The following is a 20,048-nucleotide window of genomic DNA, read 5'->3' as shown; positions in this document are numbered from 1 at the left end:
TACGGCCGTCGGGTACGCCCCGGGCAAGGGCGGCCGACCACGCTGTCCCGCGATCGTCGTGGCCGTTCGCGATCACCCGTGGTCAAGCGGGTCTACTGCGGTCAACCTGCCCGTTTCATACGCGATCACGCTGGTCGTTGCGGATAGCGTCCTCGCATGAACGTCCGTTGGGAAGAGTGCGGGTGGGAGCGGTTGAGCCCGGGGGTGGGCCGGCGACGACTGCCCAGGTGGGACGCGACGGCCGGGCTGGTGGCGGGGGACGGCGCGGCCCTCCTGTACGACACCGGCTCGACGGTCCGCGAGGGCGCCGCGATCCGGGCGGCGGCCCAGTCGCTGCTCGGCGGCCGTCGAGTGACACATGTCGCACTGAGCCACCCGCACTTCGACCATGTGCTGGGCACAGCGGCGTTCTCCGGGGTCGAGGTGTACGGAGCGGTCGGCACGGCGGAACTGCTGGCTCCGGGCGGTGCCGGGCGGTCGGCGCTGTACGAGGACGCCGTACGGGAAGGTGTCGATGCCGCGCGGGCCGCCGAGGCGGTCGACGTGCTGGTCCTGCCGCGCCACGCGGTGTCCGGGGAGCTGACGGTGGATCTGGGCGGCCGTCAGGTCCTGTTGGCCAACGTCGGCCCGGGGCACACCGGTCACGATCTGGCGGCGCTGGTGCCGGGCGTCGGCACCGGCTCCCCCGATGTGGTCTTCTGCGGCGATCTGGTGGAGGAGTCCGGCGAGCCCCAGGCCGGCCCCGACGCGGTCCCCGCGCACTGGCCGGCGGCGCTGGACCGGCTGCTGGCACTGGGCGGTGAGGACGCGCTGTACGTGCCGGGGCACGGGGCGGTGGTGGACGCGGCGTTCGTACGGGCGCAACGGGACGCGCTGGCGGCGGGTTTCGGCGGGGTGTAGCGGCTCCGGCGGGGCGTTCCGGCAGGGGTCGGACCCTGGTGGGACAGCCTCTTAGCCGTACCGGCCCGATCCGCTTATCGTCTTCCGTATGCGCAGCTACAGCCCCGATCTGACGCCCCCGTGGAAGAAGTCCACGCCCGCGCCCGAGATCCCCGCCGAGCCGGATCTGGTGGTCGAGGAGGTGTCAACAGGCTTCTGCGGTGCGGTGATCCGCTGCGAGAAGACCGCCGAGGGTCCGACGGTCACCCTGGAGGACCGCTTCGGCAAGCACCGGGTCTTCCCGCTGATCCCGGGCGGTTTCCTGCTGGAGGGGCGCGTGGTGACGCTGGTCCGCCCGACGGCGGGCGGCCCGGCCCGGCCCGCCCGTACGGCCTCCGGCTCGGTCGCCGTCCCCGGGACCCGCGCGCGGGTGGCGCGGGCGGGCCGCATCTACGTCGAGGGCCGGCACGACGCGGAACTGGTCGAGAAGGTCTGGGGCGACGACCTGCGCATCGAGGGCGTGGTCGTGGAGTACCTGGGCGGCATCGACGATCTCCCCGCCGTCGTCGCCGAGTTCGCCCCCGCGCCGGACGCCCGGCTGGGCGTCCTGGTCGACCATCTGGTGCCGGGCTCGAAGGAGTTCCGCATCGCGGCGGAGGTGACGGGCCCGGACGTCCTGGTGGTGGGCCACCCGTACATCGACGTGTGGGAGGCGGTGAAGCCGTCCTCGGTGGGCATCGGGGCGTGGCCGTCGGTCCCGAGGGGCGAGGACTGGAAGACGGGCGTGTGCCGCGCGCTGGGCTGGCCGGAGAACACGGGGGCGGCGTGGCAGGACATCCTGTCCCAGGTCCGCTCCTACAAGGACCTGCGGCCCGAACTGCTGGGCAGGGTCGAGGAATTGATCGACTTCGTCACCGTCGGCGGTGCCAACTGACCGGGGAAAGCGTCTGGAATCCGGACGTGTCCAGTTCGACCCCGAGCACGTCCAGGGGAATGGGGTCGCCGAACTTGGTGGTCCGCTCCACCTGGTAGTCGGCCTCCTCACCACTGCCGGTCGGCTCGGTGAGCAGGACGCAGTGAGCCTCCATCGGGTCGATGATCAGGTACGCGGGCACCCGGCCCGCCGCGTACATGGAACGCTTGACGCCGTGGTCACGGTCGATGCTGGACTTGGAGACCACCTCCAGCAACAGGGTCACGGCCGAAGCCGGAATGAGCCGTCCAGGGCCTTCCACCGCGCCCAGTTCAAGGACCACGAGATCGGGCTGGGGCTCACTCGCCTCGCCCGGAATGGCGATGTCCTGCGTCTGCATACGGTCCCAGTCCTTGCGTGGGATCTGGTCCTGCACGGACTCCACGATCCCGTTGTGGACCCGGTCCTGCCCCGGCACCATCACGATGTCGCCCCTGAGGAGTTCCGCCTTGTAGCCCTCGGGGACCTCCATGTCCTCGAAGATCCTGGCCGCGCGCGTGGTCGATCGCGCATCCACAGCGGTCATCTCCGTGAGCCTCCGCTTTCCGCCGCTTCCGTTCCGTCGGCGGCAGCTTAGGAACAGCCCAGGCAGACGCACCCGCGATCCGCGGGGATTCACCCCGGCGAGTGATCAGTCCACCAGGTCCCTGACCACCGCGTCCGCCAGCAGCCGTCCCCGCAGCGTCAGAACCGCCCTGCCCGCCTCGAAGGACTCCGGGGCCAGCAGGCCGTCCCCGACCGCTCGCCGGGCCGCCGTGAGGCCCGCCGGGGCCAGCAGCGACAGCTCGCAGCCGTCGGACAGGCGCAGCTCCAGCAGGATGCGTTCCACCCGGCGGTCCTCCGCCGAGAGGATCTCGCGGCCCGCGCCCGGCGAGCGGCCCTCCGCCAGGGCCGAGGCGTACGCGCCGGGGTGTTTGACGTTCCACCAGCGGACCCCGCCGACGTGGCTGTGGGCGCCGGGGCCCGCGCCCCACCAGTCCGCGCCGCGCCAGTACAGCTCGTTGTGCAGGCAGCGGGCGGCCTCCGAGGTGGCCCAGTTGGACACCTCGTACCAGGAGAAGCCCGCCTCCCCGAGCACCGAGTCCGCGATCAGGTACCGGTCCGCGTGCTCGTCGTCGTCCGTCATCGGGACCTCGCCGCGCCGGATGCGCCGGGCCAGCTGGGTGCCCTCCTCCACGATCAGCGCGTACGCCGAGACGTGGTCGGGACCCGCGCCGACCGCCGCCACGAGCGTCTCGCGCCAGTCGGCGTCGGTCTCCCCCGGCGTGCCGTAGATCAGGTCGAGGTTCACATGATCGAAGCCGGCCGCGCGGGCCTCCGCGACGCACGCCTCGGGCCGGCCGGGGGTGTGGGTACGGTCCAGAACTTTCAGCACATGCTGCTTCGCGCTCTGCATCCCGAAGGAGATCCGATTGAAGCCGCCCTCCCGCAGGGTCGCCAGATACGCCGGATCCACCGATTCCGGATTCGCCTCGGTGGTGATCTCGGCGTCGTCGGCCAGCCCGAACTCGTCGCGGATCGTCCCGAGCATCCGTACGAGATCGTCGGCGGCCAGCAGCGTCGGGGTACCGCCGCCGACGAAGACCGTACGGACCTGCCTCGGGTCGTCGCCCAGCACCTTCCTGGCCAGCCGGACCTCGTCGGCCAGTGTCTGCGCGTAGTTGTCGCGGGAGGCCAGCACACCGCCCGAACCGCGCAGCTCGGTGGCCGTGTACGTATTGAAGTCGCAGTAGCCGCAGCGGGTCGCGCAGTACGGAACATGCAGGTAGAAGCCGAGAGGCCGGTCCGCCGCACCCGTCAGGGCGTGCCGGGGCAGGGCCCCGGTCTCGGGCATGGGGTCACCGTCGGGCAGTGCGGAAGGCATGCCCCCAGTGTCCCGTACGCCGAGGGTGTCCTCGTACGCCACCGATGGGCGGCGCCGTACGGGGCCGGACGCAAACGACGGCCCCGTACGTAGTACGGGGCCGTCGTCCCGCCGCCGCGCCCACCGCCCCGCGCCTCGCGCGGCTACTCGGCCTGGAACACCAGGAGCGCCAGATCGTCCCCCGGCGGCGTCTCCGCGAACTCGTGCACAGCGCGCCGTATGCGCTCCGCGACGCCCTGCGCCGTCAGACCCACGCACCCCGCCAGGGCCCGCGCGAGGCCGTCGCCGTCATCGAGCATCCGCGGACCGGAGCGGCGCTCCGTGACGCCGTCGGTGACGCAGAGCAGGGTGTCGCCGGGCTCCATGTCGAACGTGCTGCTCTCGTAAGCGACCTGCTCGACCACCCCGAGCAGCAGCTGTGGCTCCGCCGCGGGCCGGACCGTACCGTCGGGCCGCAGCAGCAGCGGCAGCGGATGGCCGGCGCTGGCGAGGGTGCACCGTACGCCGCCGCCCTCGCCCGGCAGCGGCCTCAGCTCTCCGTACAGCAGCGACAGGAACCGGGCCTGGCTGCCTTCGGACGGCGCCGACGCGGTGCCCGAGGACAGGCCGGGGAGGGAGCCGGGGCCGGTGGCCGCCGCGGCGACCATCAGGGACGCGGATTCGGCGGCCTCCGTGGCGTCGTCGAGGAGCAGCCGGTTGAGGCGGTCGAGGACGGCGCCGACGCGGTAGCCCTCGCGGGCCAGCAGCCGCAGCCAGGGGCGGGCCAGGCCGGTGACGACGGCGGCCTCGGGGCCGCTGCCCTGGACGTCGCCGAGCATGAAGCACCAGCGGTCGCCGGGCGGGCACGGGAAGACGTCGTAGAAGTCGCCGCCGGCTAGCCCCTCGTCACTCGGCTCGTACACCAGCGAGCTGGCGACGCCCGGAATCCGCGCGACCTGGCTGGGCAGCAGTCCGCGTTGCAGGACGCGGCTGATGGTGGCCTGCCGGGTGTAGCGGCGGGCGGCGCCGATGGCGAGGGCGATGCGTCGCGCGAAGTCCTCGACGAGGACGGTGACTTCGTCGGCGACGCTGCTCTGGCCCGGCCTGCCGAGCAGCAGCGTGCCGAGCACGCGTCCGTTCGCGACCAGCCGGCAGGCGAGAGCCACGCCGCCGTCCGTAGCACTGTCATCCGTATCGCTGTCATCCGTACCGACCACTCGGGCCCCGGCGTCGGACATCACGCCCGAGCTTCCCGGCCACGGCACCCGTACCGCCACCCCGCGCGGCGGGTCCGGCAGCCGCGGCGGCTCCTTCTCCAGGACCGCGCGCAGCCGCTCCAGCCGCGACTCGTCCGCGTGCCAGACCCGGGCGAGCCGGGGCGCGGCGCCCGTCTGGGCGCCCTCGCCGTCCAGCCAGACCGCGCACCACTCCGCCAGCCTCGGCACCAGCAGCTGCCCGGCGAGCGCCGCGACCAGGTCCTCGTCGAGCTGCCCGGCGAGCAGTTCCGAGGCCTCGGCGAGGAAGGAGAGGGCGCCTCGGCCGGCCCAGTCCGGATCGTCGCGCACGGTGCGCCGGGACGCGTACGCGGGCGCAAGGATCTCGGCGGCGCGCAACCCGCGGCGCAGTACCGGTTCGGTCCCCCGCACCGGCCCCGTGTCCCGCCCTTCGAGCGGCAGGCGCGCCCATACGGTCTTGAGCCCGGCGCGGTAGGTGATGCCCCAGCGTTCGGCGAGGGCGGTGACGACGTGCAGCCCCCTGCCGTACTCGGGCAGCCCGGAGGACGGTTCCCGCCCCGGCGACTGCCCGTCTTCCCGTCCGGGCTCCTGCTCCCGGGCGTCGCTCTGTATGGCGCGTGACGGGTGGTGGTCCGAGACTTCGAGGACGAGTGCGGCCGGCTCGTCCTCCTCCCCGGAGACGCCCGCCGAGGGGGCTTCCAGACGGCAGAGCAGTTCGACGGTGGTCCCCGCGTGCACCACCGCGTTGGTGACGAGCTCGTCGACGATCAGTACGGCGTCGTCCGCGAGCAGATCGGTGCTGTGTCTCCCTGGTGGGCAGCTCTCGTCCGCCTGGCAGAAGGTGCAGGTCGTGAGCAGCCCGAGGCTGGTCCAGTCCGCCAGCGCCGCGCGGATGAAGCGGCGTGCGGCGGACGGTGCGAGCGGGTTGCCCGGCAGGCTGGTACGTGATGTGGACCGCGCGTCCCCGCGTGACGGCACCGTGGGTGCCGGACGGTGAAGGGATTCGCGCGGGATCGGAATGGGCCCCACTGCGGCTCCTGATCCGGTTCTGGCGTTGTGCCGCTTACGATCCCGACAGAGTGACAGACAGACCGCGCCCATATGCGCCGAGTCATGGAAGTTGGCAGATATTGACCAAGGTTTGGTGGTAGGGCCGCCGCCGTGGGTGGGGTGCGGACGTACGGAACACGCCGCCACGTACGACACGGTCCCAAACGCGGGGAAGGACGTGCGGTTCCGCCCCGGACGGAGCATTCTTGCCTCGCTGGCCGAAAGTCGGGGCCGGACAAGGAGACGGGATGAGCGGGACAACAGCCACCACGGAGCGCGCGAGCATCCTTCTCGTCGATGACATGGAGGACAATCTCGCCGCGCTGGAAGCGGTACTGGCCTCGCTGGACGAGCCGCTCGTACGGGCCCGTTCGGGCGAGGAGGCGGTGGGGGCGCTGCTGCGGCAGCCGTTCGCGGTGATCCTGCTGGACGTGCGCATGCCCGGTATGGACGGATTCGAGACCGCGGCCCGGATCAAGCGGCTGGACCGGAGCAAGGACATCCCGATCATCTTCCTGAACGGGCCCGAATCCGACAGCGGTTACGCGTTCCGGGGGTACGCCTCGGGCGCGGCGGACTTCCTGACCAAGCCCTTCGACCCGTGGATGCTGCGCGCCAAGGTCAGCGTCTTCCTCGACCTGCACCGCAAGAACCGCCAGCTGGAGCGGATGCTGGCGCGGGAGGAGGAGCATCTGGGTGAGATCGCGGGCCGGTTGGCGGTGATCGAGGAGACGTTACGGCGCGACGTCCCGAACGATCTCACTCTCGTGGGGCGGCAACTGGCCCGGATCGAGGACACCTTGGGCGAGCTACGGCGCGAGCGGGACAGATAGGCGGCGTCACGTCGGCCCGCACCCGGCGCCCGTACGCCAGTGGCCCGCGACCGTACGCCAGTGGCCCGCGACCGTACGCCGACGGCCTGCGTTCGTATGCCAGCTGCCTGCGTTCGTATGCCGGTGGCCCCCGACCGGACACCGCGTGCCCGGTGGCCCCGCTTCCGCTCCGCGCCGTGCGGCTCAGCTCTCCCGCGTGCCCTCGTACATCTCCTCGATCAGGTCCTTGTACTCCCGCTCCACGACCGGCCTCTTGAGCTTGAGGCTGGGCGTCAGCTCGCCGTGCTCGATGTCCAGATCGCGGGGCAGCAACCGGAACTTCTTGATGGTCTGCCAGCGCTGAAGTCCCTCGTTGAGGCGCTTCACATAGCCGTCGATCAGCCGCTCGGTCTGCGCGGAGGCCACCACGTCGGCGTACGGCCTGCCCGCCATGCCGTTCTCGGCGGCCCAGCCGAGGATGGCCGGTTCGTCGAGCGCGATCAGCGCCGTACAGAAGTTACGGTCCGCGCCGTGCACCAGGATGTTGGAGACGAACGGGCACACCGCCTTGAACTGCCCCTCGACCTCGGCCGGTGCGATGTATTTGCCGCCCGACGTCTTGATCAGGTCCTTCTTGCGGTCGGTGATCCGCAGATAGCCGTCCGCCGACAGCTCCCCGATGTCCCCGGTGTGGAACCAGCCGTCGGACTCCAGGACTTCCGCCGTCTTCTCCGGCAGCCCGTGATATCCGGCCATGACCCCCGGGCCGCGCAGCAGGATCTCACCGTCGTCGGCGATCCGTACCTCGGTGCCGGGCAGCGGCTTGCCGACCGTACCGGTGCGGTACGCCTCGCCCGGGTTGACGAAGCTGGCCGCGCTGGTCTCGGTCAGGCCGTAGCCCTCCAGGATGTGGATTCCGGCGCCGGAGAAGAAGTAGCCGATGTCGGGCGCGAGCGCGGCGGACCCGGAGATCGCGGCGCGCAGCCGGCCGCCGAACGCCTCACGCAGCTTGGAGTAGACGAGCGCGTCGGCGACCCGGTGCTTGGCCTCGAGGGCGAACGGCACGGACTTCGTGCCCGTACGGCGGAAGTTGTCCTGGGCCGCCTTCGCGTGCTCGCGGGCGACCCCGGCCGCCCACTGGAAGATCTTGTACTTGGCCGCGCCGCCGGCCCGTGCCTTGGCGGCGACCCCGTTGTAGACCTTCTCGAAGATCCGCGGCACGGCCGCCATATAGGTCGGCCGGACCACCGGCAGATTCTCGATGATCTTGTCGACGCGCCCGTCCACGGCGGTGACATGCCCGACCGCGATCTGCCCGGAGGTCAGCACCTTGCCGAAGACATGGGCGAGCGGCAGCCACAGGTACTGCACGTCGTCCGCGGTGACCAGACCGGTCGTCGCGATGGCCGTGGCCATGTACGACCAGCTGTCGTGCGCCAGGCGTACGCCCTTGGGGCGGCCGGTGGTGCCCGAGGTGTAGATCAGGGTGGCGAGCTGCGTGGGGGTGATGGCGGCGAGCCGCTCCTTGACCGCCTGCGGGTTCTTGGCCAGGTACTCCGTGCCGCGCTCCTCCAGATCGGCCAGGGAGAGCACCCAGCCCTCCGGGTCGCCCTCGGCGGGCAGCGCGTCGGCGGCGTCGATCACGACGACATGGGCGAGGTGCGGCAGCTCGGCCCGGCGCTCCCGCGCCTTGGCCACCTGGGCGGCGTCCTCCGCGATCAGTACACGGCTGTCCGAGTCGGCGAGGATGAACGCGGACTCCTCGGTGTTGGTCGAGGGATAGACCGTGGTGGTGGCGGCGCCCGCGCACATCACCCCGAGGTCGACGAGGATCCACTCGACGCGGGTGGCGGAGGCGAGCGCGACACGCTCCTCGGGCCGTACGCCCAACTCGATCAGGCCGGCGGCCACGGCGTACACACGCTCGGCGGCCTCGCTCCAGCTCAGGGAACGCCACTCGTCGGGACCGCTCCGGCCGCCCTGACCGCTCCGGCCGCCCGCTACGGGGTAGCGGTAGGCCTCCGCGTCCGGCGTGGCCGCCACTCGCTCGGTGAAGAGGGTCGCCACGGAGGGCGGCCGGTTGTCGATCAGGTTCTGTGTGTCGCTCACGACATCCTCCGGGCCAGCGGCAGCGCTGCTTAACTGACTGACTGATTGTGTGACTGACGAGTAACTAACTGGCGAGTAACCGTGGATCCGTGATCAGAGTAGAGGCCACCCGCCCGGCGCGTAAGAGGAAGTGTGGTGCCTCTTCACGACGAATCCGCCGCAAGAACCACAGTGGCCCCCACGCCACAGCGCGGGGGCCCACCGGATACCGGACGACCACGTCACCCAGCCTTCGTCCTACTTCCTCGTACCGCTTCCACGTCCTGCAACGTCGAACGTACTTCCTGCTTCGGCGTACGTACTTCCTGCTTCGTCGTACCTACTTCTTCGCCTTGCCGCCGGAATCGTCGCTGGACAGCACCGCGATGAAGGCCTCCTGCGGGACCTCCACGCTGCCGACCATCTTCATCCGCTTCTTGCCTTCCTTCTGCTTCTCCAGCAGCTTCCGCTTCCGGGAGATGTCACCGCCGTAGCACTTGGCGAGGACGTCCTTACGGATGGCGCGGATCGTCTCCCGGGCGATCACCCGGGAGCCGATGGCGGCCTGGATGGGCACCTCGAAGGCCTGGCGCGGGATCAGCTCGCGCAGCTTGGCTACGAGCCGTACGCCGTACGCGTAGGCCTGGTCCCGGTGCGTGATGGCGGAGAAGGCGTCCACCTTGTCGCCGTGCAGCAGGATGTCGACCTTGACGAGGTGGGCGGTCTGCTCGCCGGTGGGCTCGTAGTCGAGCGAGGCGTAGCCCCGGGTCTTGGACTTCAGCTGGTCGAAGAAGTCGAAGACGATCTCGGCGAGGGGGAGGGTGTAGCGGATCTCGACCCGGTCCTCGGAGAGGTAGTCCATGCCCAGCAGCGTGCCGCGGCGGCTCTGGCACAGCTCCATGATCGAGCCGATGAACTCGCTCGGGGCGAGGATCGTGGCCCGCACGACCGGCTCGTGCACCGAGTCGATCTTCCCCTCGGGGAACTCGCTCGGGTTGGTGACCGTGTGCTCCTTGCCGTCCTCCATCAGCACGCGGTAGACCACGTTGGGGGCGGTGGCGATCAGTTCGAGGCCGAACTCGCGCTCCAGGCGCTCCCGGATGACGTCGAGGTGCAGCAGCCCGAGGAAGCCCACGCGGAAGCCGAAGCCGAGGGCCGCGGACGTCTCGGGCTCGTAGACCAGCGCCGCGTCGTTGAGCTGGAGCTTGTCGAGGGCGTCGCGCAGCTCCGGGTAGTCCGAGCCGTCCAGCGGATAGAGGCCGGAGAACACCATCGGCTTGGGGTCCTTGTAGCCGCCGAGCGCCTCGGTCGCCCCCTTGCTGAGGGTGGTGATCGTGTCACCGACCTTGGACTGACGGACGTCCTTCACGCCGGTGATGATGTAGCCGACCTCACCGACGCCGATGCCGTCGGACGGGGTCATCTCCGGGGAGGAGACACCGATCTCCAGCAGCTCGTGGGTGGCGCCGGTCGACATCATCCGGATCCGCTCACGCTTGTTGAGCTGGCCGTCGACGACACGGACGTACGTCACGACACCGCGGTAGGAGTCGTAGACGGAGTCGAAGATCATCGCGCGGGCGGGCGCGTCCTTGACACCGACCGGCGGCGGAACGTCCCTGACCACCCTGTCGAGCAGGGCGTCCACGCCGACACCGGTCTTCGCCGAGACCTTGAGCACATCCTCCGGCTGGCAGCCGATGAGGTTCGCCAGCTCCTCGGAGAACTTCTCGGGCTGCGCGGCCGGCAGGTCGATCTTGTTCAGCACCGGGACGATGGCGAGATCGTTCTCCATCGCCAGGTACAGGTTGGCGAGGGTCTGCGCCTCGATGCCCTGGGCGGCGTCCACCAGGAGGACGGTGCCTTCGCAGGCGGCGAGCGAACGGGACACCTCGTAGGTGAAGTCCACGTGGCCCGGCGTGTCGATCATGTTGAGGACATGGGTCGTGCCCTCGTCCTCACCCGTGTTGGGGGCCCAGGGCAGCCGGACCGCCTGGGACTTGATCGTGATGCCGCGCTCGCGCTCGATGTCCATCCGGTCGAGGTACTGAGCGCGCATCTGCCGCTGGTCGACCACTCCGGTCAGCTGGAGCATCCGGTCGGCGAGCGTCGACTTGCCGTGGTCGATGTGCGCGATGATGCAGAAGTTGCGGAGCAGCGCCGGGTCCGTACGGCTCGGCTCGGGCACGTGGATAGGGGTCGCGGGCACGCAGGGTCCTGATTCTTGAGACGCGCGGCGTCTCGTCTCGGGTCGACTCGGAGCGATACGTAGGCTCCATCGTCCCACGGGTGGGGGACTGCGCCGGGTTTGGGACGGCAGGAGGGGCGCTGGTAGCCTGAACAGCTGCGTCGCGTGCCGTCTTCGGTACGGGGCGAGCTCAGACAGCGTTTATCGAGTCATCAAAGCTGAAAAGGCATTCAACGTGGCGAACATCAAGTCCCAGATCAAGCGGAACAAGACCAACGAGAAGGCACGCCTGCGCAACAAGGCTGTCAAGTCGTCGCTCAAGACCGCGATCCGCAAGGCCCGCGAGGCCGCTGCCGCGGGTGACGTCGAGAAGGCCACCGTGGCCGCTCGTGAGGCGTCCCGCAAGCTCGACAAGGCCGCGTCGAAGGGTGTCATCCACAAGAACGCCGCCGCCAACAAGAAGTCGGCGCTGGCTTCCAAGGTTGCCTCCCTCCAGGGCTGAGCACTCTCTTGATTTGATCGCCGGAAGGGACTCAGCGGGCCCTCTCTACCGCTCCTGACCGGCACACCTCTAGAACTCGCACGCGACTGCGTTCGCCACGCGGGTGCGAGTTCGTCCGGTTCATGTCGAAGGCCCCGGTCTCGTCCTCCCCAGGACGGGACCGGGGCCTTCGACATGGTCGGGGGGCCCTGCGGGGGTTGCCTACGGGACGTGTGCCGGGCGCTCAACGGCCCGAGCGGGCCGCCCGGGCGATCGTGACGACCGCCTTCTCCAGCGCGTACTCCGGATCGTCGCCGCCGCCCTTGACGCCCGCGTCGGCCTCGGCGACGGCGCGCAGCGCCACCGCCACCGCGTCCGGGGTCCAGCCGCGCATCTGCTGGCGCACCCGGTCGATCTTCCACGGGGGCATTCCCAGCTCACGGGCGAGATCGGCGGGCCGGCCACCACGGGCGGACGAGAGCTTGCCGATGGCCCGTACGCCCTGGGCGAGAGCGCTGGTGATCAGTACGGGAGCCACACCGGTCGACAGCGACCAGCGCAGCGCTTCGAGCGCGTCGGCCGCCCGGCCCTCCACGGCGCGGTCGGCGACGGTGAAGCTGGAGGCCTCGGCGCGGCCCGTGTAGTACCGGCCGACGACCGCCTCGTCGATCGTCCCCTCGACGTCCGCGGCGAGCTGGGAGACGGCGCTCGCCAGCTCCCGCAGGTCACTGCCGATCGAGTCGACCAGGGCCTGGCAGGCCTCGGGCGTGGCCGAGCGGCCCACCGCGCGGAATTCGGAACGTACGAAGGTCAGCCGCTCCGCGGGCTTGGTCGTCTTGGGACAGGCGACCTCGCGGGCCCCCGCCTTGCGGGCGGCGTCCAGCAGCCCCTTGCCCTTGGCCCCTCCCGCGTGCAGCAGGACGAGCGTGATCTCCTCGGCGGGCGCGTCGAGGTACGCCTTGACGTCCTTGATCGTGTCCGCGGACAGGTCCTGCGCGTTCCGTACGACGACGACCTTGCGCTCGGCGAACAGCGACGGGCTGGTCAGCTCGGCGAGGGTGCCGGGCTGGAGCTGGTCAGAGGTGAGGTCGCGTACGTCCGTGTCGGCGTCGGAGGCGCGGGCGGCCGCCACCACCTGCTGCACGGCGCGGTCGAGCAGCAGGTCTTCCTGGCCCACGGCGAGGGTCAGCGGGGCGAGCGGATCGTCGGATGAAGTCTTTCTGGTGGCCATCGCGGTCCAGCATCCCACGCGCCACTGACAACCGGTGCTGCCTCTACGGCGCTCCCCGCCATCCCCGCTACGGCGCTTCCCGCCAGCCTTCCCAGTCCGCCACGAACGCGTCCAGCGCGGCGCCGTCCATCCGTCCCTGCGGGTCCTCGACGACCACCAGCCACTGGGCGTCCTCGGCGTCGTCCTCGCCGGCCAGGGCGTCCCGTACGAGCTGCGGCTCCTCGGTCACCGCGAAGCGCTCGCCGAGCGCCTGCGCCACCTCCTCGGCGGCGTCGCGGTCGGGCAGCACCAGCACGTGTCTCACATCGCTCACGGCCGCATTCTTCCAGGTGCTCAGGTCTTGGTGCTCAGGTCTTGGGGATGATCTGGATGTCCATCTCGATCTTGATGCTGGAACCGACGACCGCGATGCCACGCGCCAGCATGGACTGCCAGTTGACGGTGTAGTCCTCGCGGTGCAGTTCGGTGGTGGCCCGGACGGCCGCGCGGGTCTCGCCCTCCATACCGTTGCCGAGGCCGAGGTACTGGGAGTCGAGCGTCACCGTACGGGTGACGCCATGGAGGGTGAGCGCTCCGGTGATCGACCAGTTGTGGCCACCGCGGTGCGTGAAGCGGTCGCTGTAGAACTCCAGCGTCGGGAAGTTGTCCACGTCGAGGAAGTCCGGGGACCGCAGATGGTCGTCGCGCATCTGCACACTGGTGTCGATCGACGCGGCGCCGATGACGACATGCATCGCGGACTGTTCCATCGTCTCGCCGATCCGGATCGCCCCGGCGAAGTTGCCGAAGCGGCCGTGCACGCGGGCGAGTCCGATGTGACGGGCGATGAAACCGATCCGGGAGTGGGCCGGTTCTATCTCCCATTCACCAGGGGCTGGCAGCGGGAGCGACGGGGCTATCTGGAGCGTGATGTCGCCGACGCCCGCGGTCTCTCCGCCGTCGGTGATCGACACGTTGCCCCGGTACGGGCTGAAGCTCTCGGCGGATATGGCCAGTCGGTACCCACCGAAGGGGACCATCGCCACGAGCATCCCGAAGGGATCGGTCTCACCGCTCACGACCTTGCGGCCGTTGCTGTCGCTCACCGTGAACTCGGCCTGTCCCACCGGCTCGTTGACGGGGTCGAGGACACGGCAGCTGAGCAGGCCCGCGCCGGGCGGCACGGTCAGTCCGGCGAGCGGGTCACGTCTGTCACGAGCGGACGGCCGTCGGCCGAGAAGACGACTGATCATGGTGTGGGTACCCCTGTGCGATCGGACTCGGCGTGGCCGCGCACCGCAAGGCGTCCCGGAGGGAACGGCGGCCCAAGATGGAAGGGCATTCGATCACTCTTGCGCTGTTCGAGGCAAACACACCGACAGGTAGCGAAGTCGCCTGTTACACACCGTTACCGGACCGGGCCCGGGCCACAGACGCCCGGTCGAACGCGACCCGAAACGATCACGACAGGTGGCCAGGTTCTCTTCCTCACCGCCCAGCATCCGCTCCTGCCGGTCACCGCCCACGGTGGTGACGAACCGTCACCACTCAGCGTGACACGGCCGCCACCACTGGACTCTCGCTCCCCTGCGGCACCGCCCGCAGCCCGGCTCCTGTCCCCACCACCGCGATCGCGCCGTCCGTGTCGGTGCGCAGCACCGTCGCTCCCCCGGCACGGAGCGCGTCGACCGTGCGGGGCGCCGGGTGGCCGTACGTGTTGTCACGGCCGACGGAGATCAGAGCGAGCCGGGGGCGGACCTGGTGAAGCAGCCCCGGATCCTGGAACGGCGAGCCGTGATGGGCCACTTTGAGCACATCCGCCCGGGGCAGCGCCGGATAGTCGCGCAACAGACCACGCTGGGCGGGCGGTTCGAGGTCGCCGAGGAGCAGCAGACTGGGACCGCGGGCGATCCGCACGAACAGGGTGACGCTGGAGTCGTTCGGCTCCAGCGTGGCCGGTCCCGCCGGAACGCCCGCACCCGGCTCGGCGCGTGGCCACAGCACCCGCCAGGTGAGCGGCCCGACCCGGCGCTGCTCCCCCGGCACGGCACGGACGACGGGCACCCGCGCCGCCGCTGCCGTTCTCCGTACGAACGCGGCCTGCTCCGGAGGTTCTTCGGAGGTCGTCGTCTGGATCGCGCCGACCGCCCTGCCCCGCAGGACGCCGGGCAGTCCGGCGACATGGTCGGCGTGGAAGTGGGTGAGCAGCAACAGCGGGACGCGCGTGACGCCGAGGGCCCGCAGACAGCGGTCGGCGGGCGCGGGGTCGGGACCGGCGTCCACGACCACGGCCGTACGGTCGCCCGCCGCGAGCACGGCCGTGTCGCCCTGCCCGACGTCACACATCGCGAACGTCCAGCCCGGCGGCGGCCAGCCGGTGACGAACCGGGTGAACGGCGGGGGCCGCAGGACCGCGAGCAGCAGAAGCACGGCGCAGGCCGCGGCCGTCCACGGGTGGTGCCGGATCCGTCGTACGGCGAGCAGGACGAGGACCGTCAGGACGGCGAGCGTCAGCCCGCCCCACCAGCCGCCCGGCCAGGCGGCCTCGGCACCGGGCAGCGCCGCTCCGGTGCGGGCGACCGACGCGATCCAGCCCGCCGGCCAGCCCGCGCACCGGGCCAGCACCTCGGCCACGGGCATGGCCAGGGGCGCCACGGCGAGCGCGGCGAAGCCGAGGACCGTGGCCGGGGCCACCGCCAGTTCGGCGACGAGATTGCACGGGACGGCCACGAGACTGACCCTGGCCGCGAACACGGCCACCACGGGAGCGCACACGGCCTGCGCCGCGCCGGTCGCCGCCAGCGCCTCCGCGATCCGCGCCGGCACTCCGCGCCGCCGTAGCGCGGCACTCCAGCGCGGCCCGATGGTGAGCAGGGCTCCGGTGGCCAGCACGGAGAGGAGGAAACCGTAACTCCGGGCCAGCCAGGGGTCGTAGAGCACCAGCAGCAGGACGGCGGCGGCCAGCGCCGGAATCAGCGTTCTCCGCCGGCCCGTGCCGAGGGCGAGAAGAGTGATCAGCCCACAGGCCGCGGCCCGCAGCACACTCGGCTCCGGCCGGCAGACGACCACGAACGCGAGCGTGAGCACCCCGCCGAGCAGTGCGGTCGACCGCAACGAGATCCTCAGACGCGGGGCGAGGCCGCGGCGCTCGGCTCTCATGGCCAGCCCGGCCGGCCCGATCAGCAGCGCGAGAACGATGGTCAGATTGCTTCCGGACACGGCGAGCAAATGCGTGAGGTCGGTCGCCGTGAACGCGTCGTGCAACTCGGGCGGGACCCGTGAGGTGTCGCCGACGACCAGTCCGGGCAGCAGCGCCCGGGCGTCGGGGGCGAGGCCCTCGGTCGCCGCGCGCAGCCCGGCGCGGAGCTCTCCTGCCGTGCGCTGTACGCGGGTCGGCGGCCCGGTGATCTCCGGCGGTCCGGTCCCTTCCACACGTAACGCCGCCGCGTAACGGTCGTCCGGGTGCAGAGGCGGCGAGAGTCTCGCGGTCAGCCGCAGCCGGGTGGTCGGCAGCAGCCGCTGCCACCGGTCCTTGTGCTCGCCGGGCGTGGTGAGCACAAGGACGGGCGTCCTGGTTGTGGTCACCGCGCCGTCGGACGCCGTCACCCGGGTGATGTCCGCGTCGAGGACGAATCCTCCGCCGGACATCCGGTCGCCGAGAACCCTCGGGCGGGTGGGCCGTGGGTCGGAGGTGACCGTCAGCTCCGCTGTGACGCGCTGGTACCGCTCCGCGAGGCCCGGCACTGGCCCCCGGTGCCGATCCGCGCCATGCAGCCCGGCAGAGGCCGCCCCTGCCGCCGCGCACAGCAGCACCCCGGCCAGCGCCACCTCCTTGAGCCGCCACCCCGCCTCCGGCCGCCGCCTCCCGCTCCGCACCAGAAGCAGTCCGGCCACCAGCAGGCAGACCAGCACGCCGACGGCGGTCCACCGTCCGGGAACACCCAGCGCCACAGCCGCGGCGGCCCAGGCGGCCAGCGCGAGCGGGACAAGCCGGTAGTCGGCCGGGGCCTCCTGGTGGGGGTTGGCGGACCCCAGACGGCCGGCCGCCGCGTGAACCGCGGGGCGTGTCACGGGCTCACGAGCGGCTGAAGGTCCGCGAACCGGCGATCGCCGATGCCGTTGACCTCACGGAGCTCATCGACGGACCGGAAACCTCCGTGCCGGGTGCGGTAGTCGATGATGTGCTGGGCGAGTACGGGACCGACTCCGGGGAGCGTGTCCAGCTGTTCCGCCGTGCCCGAGTTGAGACTCACCGGCCCCGCGCCCTGAGCCCCGCCGGCACCACCACCGGCACCACCACCGCCCCCAGCACCGCCAACTCCGCCCGCGTTCACACCCGGTGGGGCCGGACCACCGACCACCACCTGTTCACCGTCCATCAGCACCCGCGCCCGGTTGAGCGCCGTGATGTCCGCACCGGGCCTGACGCCCCCGGCGGCACGCAGCGCGTCGGCGACCCGCGATCCGGTCGGCAGTCGCAGGACGCCCGGCTTCCGCACCTTGCCGCTCACATCGATGACGACGCGGTCCGCCACCGCCGAAGAGGACGGGGCCACCTCTGACTTGGGGACGACGGCCTTGGGGACGACGGCTTCCGCGCTGACGGTCTCCGGCGCCGGGACGGACCGCGGCCGGGCGACCCAGAAGTGCTGTGCGGCCAGAGCCGCGGCCACCACCAGGACCACGGCGAGTGCGGCGAGTGTCCTGGGCTCCAGCCCACACCTGAGCTGGACCCACATCGGCAGCCGCTCACGCAGCGCCACCCCCACCCGCTCAAGCCTGGCACGCAGGCGAACAGCTCCGGGCGCCCCGTCCGCCCTACGCACCCCGTCCGGCTTGCTCACCCCATCCGGCTCGCTCAGCCCATCCGCCCTGTTCGTACGGTCCGCCCCGCGGGACGCACCCGCCATCCTCGTGCCCCCTCCCCCGACGGGGGCGGGCACCGTATCCGCCGGCGCACCGGCGAAGAGGGCGTCCCCGCGGCGGCGCAGAGCCGTGCGAGGCGGGGCCGTACCGCCAACAGCCCGCCCGACACGCGACAACGCCGTACGCGGGCCGCGGGAACGAGACCGGATGCGTGTGTGGGTGTGGGCGTGAGAGGCAGTGTGGGTGTCGGCACGGACCCGGCCGTGGCGGCCGTGGCGGCTATGACGACCATGACGGGCGCGGCCGTCGGATCCCGGTGCTCGACCCGGGCCGCTGGTTACGGAGCGTGTTCGGAGAGTCATGCCACAGGACGGTAGACACTTCCTCCCGAACTCGCTGAGCGGGACGAATTTCCGTGGACAACCTGGCAGTTGTGGATAACTCGACCACCGGTACGAGCGGTTGACCCGATGACGCCCACGCCCATCAGCGTGGCGAGACCACGGCCCCCAGCAGTCCCGGCCCCGTGTGCGCCCCGATCACCGCGCCGACCTCGCTGACATGCAGATCCACCAGGCGCGGCACCCGCTCCCGCAGCCGCTCCGCGAGCGCCATGGCCCGTTCCGGCGACGCCAGATGGTGCACGGCGATGTCCACCTCGCTCGTGCCCGCGCGTTCGGCGACGATCTCCTCCAGCCGAGCGATCGCCTTCGACGCCGTGCGTACCTTCTCCAGCAGTTCGATACGCCCGCCGTCCAACTGGAGCAGCGGCTTCACCGCGAGCGCCGAGCCCAACAGCGCCTGGGTGGCGCCGATACGGCCGCCCCGACGCAGATAGTCCAGTGTGTCGACATAGAAATACGCCGACGTTCCGGCGGCCCGCTTCTCGGCCGCGGCCACCGCCTCGTCCAGCGTGCCGTCCCCCTCCGCGGCCTCGGCGGCCGCCAGCGCGCAGAACCCGAGCGCCATCGCCACCATGCCCGTGTCCACCACCCGTACCGGCACCGGCGCGTCCTTCGCCGCGAGTACGGCGGCGTCGTACGTTCCGGAGAACTCGGCCGACAGGTGCAGCGAGACGATCCCGGTCGCACCGGCCTCCGCCGCCGTGCGGTACGCGGCGGCGAAGACATCCGGGCTCGGCCGGGACGTGGTCACGGAATGCCGCTTCTGGAGCGCCAGGGCCAGCGAACGGGCCGAGATCTCGGTGCCCTCTTCCAGCGCACGGTCACCGAGCACGACGGTCAGTGGCACCGCGGTGATGCTGTGCCGCTCCATCGTCTGCGGCGGCAGGTAGGCCGTTGAATCGGTGACGATCGCGACATGGCGGGACATGAGACGGGAGGTTACCGGTCGTCGCCCCCGGTCGGCAGACCACCCCCAGGTCAGAGATCGATTCCCTGATCGATTTCGCCCCGCCCGGTGGAATCCGGTCAGTTCGTGGCCTCGGGCCTGGGCTCCCGGGCCGGCTTCTGCCACGGGTACGCCGTCCGCCGCCGGGGATCCGGCGGGTCGATCGCCTGCGGTTCCGCGGCGGACGACGGCTCCGTCCAGTCCGTGTCCTGCCCTCGGGGCCGGTCCGCACCGGAGTGCCGCTGGTCCGCGCCGGACGGCCGCCGCCCCTCACCGGAGCGCTGCCCCTCGCCGAATCGCCGCTGCTCCGCCGCGGGCTGATCCTCCGCCACCGTCCAGTGCCGCAGCGCCCCCGACTCCACATCGATCTGCGCGCTCAGCGACGACAGATCGTCCTCCGAGAACTTCCGCGCCCGGTCCCGCGCCGCCCAGCGCAGCGATTCCGCCGCATGCGTGATCCGCTCGGTGCGCTCGCGCAACTCCTCACGGTGCTCGGCGACCCTCGTCCGGTCCGGGTCCCGCTCCAGCTGCCTCAGCTCGTCGTCCAACTCCCGGCCGTGCACGCTCAACCGCTCGAACAGGCCGATCGACTCCGACAACGAGGCATCCTCGGCCACACCCGCCTGGAGCGCCTCCTGTGTCGCCCTCATCGAAGTGCGCAGCTTCAGCCGCAGCTGCGCCAGCTCCCCCGGCACGCCCGCCTGCCCGAGGCTCCTCGCCCGCAGCGTGGTGTCCTCCACGGTCCGGCGCGCGTTCGAGATCGTACGGTCGACGCCTCGCTTGGCCGCACCGACGGCCTTCACTCCCGCGTACACCCCCAGTGCGACGAAGGTGACGAAGAGCAACGCCATGATCAGGATTACGACCTCCATGGACGCCCCTTCGTAGTCGGTTCGTGCGGAGCCGGTGCACCGACCGGTTCCGACGGAGCCGGTTCACCGACCCGTTCGCGCGCGGCCCCGCTCACGGCCGGCACGCGGCCGGATCGGCCCTGCTCCTACCACCGTAAACGGAACAGGCAGGCTGAGGGTTCCGTCAGAACCCGCAACCTGCCCGTAGGGGAAAACCCTGTG

16 protein-coding genes are annotated in these 20,048 nt (G+C 71.3%); 4 read left to right on the top strand and 12 right to left on the bottom strand.

Features of this window, described 5'->3' with window-relative positions; all coding sequences use genetic code 11:
* The first annotated feature begins 156 nt into the window (after positions 1-156).
* Together ACIQD6_RS11555 and ACIQD6_RS11550 are read left to right on the top strand one after the other, a co-directional pair.
* Positions 157-900, top strand: coding sequence for an MBL fold metallo-hydrolase (locus tag ACIQD6_RS11555; protein ID WP_401880909.1), 744 nt, complete (start codon positions 157-159; stop codon positions 898-900).
* An 88-nt stretch (positions 901-988) separates the two neighbouring features.
* Positions 989-1,813 carry a DUF3097 domain-containing protein gene (locus tag ACIQD6_RS11550; RefSeq protein WP_401880908.1) on the top strand — a complete coding sequence of 275 codons (825 nt, stop codon included), beginning with the start codon at positions 989-991 and terminating at the stop codon, positions 1,811-1,813.
* Here ACIQD6_RS11550 and ACIQD6_RS11545 read toward each other — a convergent pair.
* The 3 genes from ACIQD6_RS11545 to ACIQD6_RS11535 all read right to left on the bottom strand — a co-directional run bounded on the left by ACIQD6_RS11545 (position 1,791) and on the right by ACIQD6_RS11535 (position 5,959).
* Complete coding sequence (locus ACIQD6_RS11545) at positions 1,791-2,378, bottom strand: Uma2 family endonuclease (protein WP_401880906.1); 588 nt, start codon at positions 2,376-2,378, stop codon at positions 1,791-1,793. The two genes, ACIQD6_RS11550 and ACIQD6_RS11545, sit on opposite strands and share 23 nt — an antisense overlap.
* Positions 2,379-2,483: 105 nt before the next feature.
* Complete coding sequence (gene hemW, locus ACIQD6_RS11540; protein ID WP_401880904.1) at positions 2,484-3,716, bottom strand: radical SAM family heme chaperone HemW; 1,233 nt, start codon at positions 3,714-3,716, stop codon at positions 2,484-2,486.
* Between the two features lie 143 nt (positions 3,717-3,859).
* Positions 3,860-5,959 (bottom strand): SpoIIE family protein phosphatase, encoded by a 2,100-nt coding sequence (locus tag ACIQD6_RS11535; RefSeq protein WP_401880903.1) that lies wholly within the window; start codon positions 5,957-5,959, stop codon positions 3,860-3,862.
* A 269-nt stretch (positions 5,960-6,228) separates the two neighbouring features.
* Between ACIQD6_RS11535 and ACIQD6_RS11530 the strand changes: the two genes are divergently transcribed.
* A complete protein-coding gene (locus tag ACIQD6_RS11530) occupies positions 6,229-6,813 on the top strand; it encodes a two-component system response regulator (protein WP_401880901.1) in 585 nt (194 codons plus the stop codon).
* Positions 6,814-6,996: 183 nt separating this feature from the next.
* On the opposite strand, the gene ACIQD6_RS11525 is transcribed toward ACIQD6_RS11530, so the two are convergent.
* The gene (locus tag ACIQD6_RS11525) at positions 6,997-8,901 is read right to left on the bottom strand and encodes an AMP-dependent synthetase/ligase (protein WP_401880900.1); all 1,905 of its coding nucleotides are present in this window, start codon (positions 8,899-8,901) and stop codon (positions 6,997-6,999) included.
* A gap of 319 nt (positions 8,902-9,220) precedes the next feature.
* On the bottom strand, positions 9,221-11,089 hold the full coding sequence (lepA, locus tag ACIQD6_RS11520) for a translation elongation factor 4 (protein WP_401880898.1): 1,869 nt from the start codon (positions 11,087-11,089) through the stop codon (positions 9,221-9,223).
* Positions 11,090-11,303: 214 nt separating this feature from the next.
* Between lepA and rpsT the strand changes: the two genes are divergently transcribed.
* Positions 11,304-11,570, top strand: a complete 267-nt coding sequence (gene rpsT, locus ACIQD6_RS11515; RefSeq protein WP_388547174.1) for a 30S ribosomal protein S20 — start codon at positions 11,304-11,306, stop codon at positions 11,568-11,570.
* 223 nt (positions 11,571-11,793) lie between these two features.
* Here the strand turns inward: rpsT and holA are convergent, their stop codons facing one another.
* From holA to ACIQD6_RS11480, 7 genes are all read right to left on the bottom strand, one after another.
* Positions 11,794-12,780: a DNA polymerase III subunit delta gene (gene holA, locus ACIQD6_RS11510; RefSeq protein WP_401880896.1), complete on the bottom strand. Its 987-nt coding sequence runs from the start codon at positions 12,778-12,780 to the stop codon at positions 11,794-11,796.
* A gap of 67 nt (positions 12,781-12,847) precedes the next feature.
* Positions 12,848-13,093, bottom strand: a complete 246-nt coding sequence (locus ACIQD6_RS11505) for a hypothetical protein (RefSeq protein ID WP_401880894.1) — start codon at positions 13,091-13,093, stop codon at positions 12,848-12,850.
* Positions 13,094-13,127: 34 nt separating this feature from the next.
* Positions 13,128-14,012 carry a YceI family protein gene (locus tag ACIQD6_RS11500; protein ID WP_401880893.1) on the bottom strand — a complete coding sequence of 295 codons (885 nt, stop codon included), beginning with the start codon at positions 14,010-14,012 and terminating at the stop codon, positions 13,128-13,130.
* Positions 14,013-14,307: 295 nt separating this feature from the next.
* On the bottom strand, positions 14,308-16,830 hold the full coding sequence (locus ACIQD6_RS11495; protein WP_401880891.1) for a ComEC/Rec2 family competence protein: 2,523 nt from the start codon (positions 16,828-16,830) through the stop codon (positions 14,308-14,310).
* Positions 16,827-17,669: a helix-hairpin-helix domain-containing protein gene (locus tag ACIQD6_RS11490; RefSeq protein WP_401880889.1), complete on the bottom strand. Its 843-nt coding sequence runs from the start codon at positions 17,667-17,669 to the stop codon at positions 16,827-16,829. Before ACIQD6_RS11490 ends, ACIQD6_RS11495 begins: the two co-directional genes overlap by 4 nt.
* 442 nt (positions 17,670-18,111) lie before the next feature.
* The gene (locus ACIQD6_RS11485) at positions 18,112-18,957 is read right to left on the bottom strand and encodes a DegV family protein (protein WP_401880887.1); all 846 of its coding nucleotides are present in this window, start codon (positions 18,955-18,957) and stop codon (positions 18,112-18,114) included.
* 98 nt (positions 18,958-19,055) lie between these two features.
* Positions 19,056-19,847, bottom strand: coding sequence for a hypothetical protein (locus tag ACIQD6_RS11480; RefSeq protein ID WP_401880886.1), 792 nt, complete (start codon positions 19,845-19,847; stop codon positions 19,056-19,058).
* Between the last annotated feature and the right edge of the window lie 201 nt (positions 19,848-20,048).

It is taken from the genome of Streptomyces sp. NPDC088400 (assembly GCF_044753355.1).
Classification (GTDB): Bacteria; Actinomycetota; Actinomycetes; order Streptomycetales; family Streptomycetaceae; genus Streptomyces.
The sequence above is the reverse complement of the archived record's forward strand: the minus strand, read 5'-3'. Positions and strand labels throughout refer to the sequence as shown.